Raw genomic sequence first — 1,576 nt, forward strand, 5'->3', positions numbered from 1 at the left:
CCCGTGCGCAATTGCGCACTAGGCGGGGCATGACGGCGAGATGCGGCGCGGGTTTGTCTCGAGTCGGCGCCCTCACTTCTTCGCGTAAATATCCTTGTACGTATCCCGCAGCACGTTCTTCTGCACCTTGCCCATGGTGTTGCGCGGCAGCTCGTCGACGACGAAGACGCGCTTGGGCATCTTGAACTTTGCGAGCCGTCCTTCCAGCCCTTTCAGAACGGCCGCTTCATTGATGCTCGCGCCGGGCTGACGCACCAGCACCGCCGTGACGCCTTCGCCGAAATCGGCATGCGGCACGCCGATCACGGCGGATTCGACCACGCCGGGCATCGCATCGATCTCGCTCTCGATCTCCTTGGGGTAGACGTTGAAGCCGCCGGAGATCACGAGATCCTTGCCGCGGCCGAGGATGTGGACGTAGCCCTTGGTGTCGATCTTGCCGAGGTCGCCGGTGATGAAGAAGCCATCAGGGCGGAATTCGGCCTTGGTCTTCTCCGGCATGCGCCAATAGCCCTTGAACACGTTCGGGCCCTTCACCTCGATCATGCCGATCTCTTCGCGCGGCAGCTCTTTTCCCGTCTCTGGATCGGTGACGCGCACCGACACGCCGGGCAGCGGGAAGCCGACCGCGCCGGGCACGCGCTCGCCGTCGTATGGGTTCGACGTGTTCATGTTGGTTTCGGTCATGCCGTAGCGCTCGAGCACGGCATGTCCGGTGCGCGCCGACCATTCGCGATGGGTGTCGGCGAGCAGCGGTGCCGAGCCCGAGATGAACAGTCGCATGTGTTTCGTGGTCTCGTGCGACAGCGCGGGATTCTGCAGGAGGCGCGTGTAGAAGGTCGGCACGCCCATCAGCACGGTGGCGCGCGCCATCAGCTTGATGATCAGGTCCGGATCGAGCTTCGGCAGGAAGATCATCGACGCGCGCGCGAACAGCGTCACGTTGGTCGCCACGAACAGGCCGTGCGTGTGGTAGATCGGCAGCGCGTGAATGAGCACGTCCTTGTCGGTGAAGCGCCAGTAGTCGACGAGGCTCAGCGAGTTCGACGCCAGATTGTCGTGCGTGAGCATCGCGCCCTTGGAGCGGCCGGTGGTGCCCGAGGTGTAGAGGATCGCGGCGAGATCGTCGTTTTCGCGCGCCACCGTTGCGAATTCGTTGCTCGCCTTGTCGGCGGCCTCCGTCAGCGAGCCCTTGCCATCGGGCCCGAGCGTCTCGACCCTGGCCTTCACCTTCGCGGCAATAGGGGCGAGGCCTTCGGCCTTGGAAGGATCGCACACCACCAGTGACGGCTCGGCATCGCCGATGAAATAGTCGAGCTCGTTCAGCGTATAGGCGGTGTTGAGCGGCAGATAGACCGCGCCGGCCCGCACCGTGCCGAGATACAGCACGATGTTGGCGACGGATTTCTCCACCTGCACCGCGACGCGGTCGCCCGGCTTCACGCCGCGCGCGACGAGCACGTTCGCCATCTGCCCGGCCCGCGCGATCAGATCGCCATAGCTGATGCGGGTGCCGTCATGCGTTTCGATCGCGAGGCGCTTCGGATCGGAAAGGCCATCGAACAGGCGGGAAAAC

Annotated in this window: 1 protein-coding gene; it reads right to left on the minus strand. The window is 64.5% G+C overall.

All coding sequences use genetic code 11. The annotated features are described in order from the left end of the window. Window positions 1–72: 72 nt before the first annotated feature. On the minus strand, window positions 73–1,576 hold a 1,504-nt coding region (locus AX729_RS10475), incomplete at its 5' end, for a malonate--CoA ligase (protein WP_063817240.1).

The organism is Bradyrhizobium sp. CCH5-F6, assembly GCF_001556045.1.
In the GTDB taxonomy this organism is placed as follows: Bacteria; Pseudomonadota; Alphaproteobacteria; order Rhizobiales; family Xanthobacteraceae; genus Bradyrhizobium.